Annotated in this window: 1 protein-coding gene; it reads left to right on the top strand. The window is 43.6% G+C overall.

The window, feature by feature from the left end; genetic code table 11:
* The coding region (locus A3763_RS26785) for a glycerophosphodiester phosphodiesterase (RefSeq protein ID WP_197482840.1) at window positions 1-294 on the top strand (294 nt) is incomplete at its 5' end.
* Between the last annotated feature and the right edge of the window lie 73 nt (window positions 295-367).

Genomic DNA, 367 nt, shown 5'->3' with positions numbered 1-367 from the left:
AGCCGCTGGATTCTACATGAAATAAACCGATTATCGCCAGAAATAGACACCGGCTATGTCGCAGAATACCGGTATCGCAGGCCATTGAAGACCGCTGTATCGCTCGATTGCAAGCTACTGGTCATCAACAACAGGTTGATTAGCCCAACCTTATTGAGAAACGCAAAATCTTATGGGCTTGAGGTATCATGTTGGACGGTGAATAGTATTGAAAGAATGGAAACCCTAAAAGCAATGGGCGTTCATAGTATTATCACTGATATTCCGAGCTCTGCACTGCATCACTTTAATTAGATATCGCGCTTTCAAACAACTAAGCTAGGCAAGCCAAAAACGGCTACTTACCATAAGGCTAAGAGCGGAACAT

Source organism: Oleiphilus sp. HI0128 (assembly GCF_001635365.1).
The sequence above is the reverse complement of the archived record's forward strand: the minus strand, read 5'-3'. Positions and strand labels throughout refer to the sequence as shown.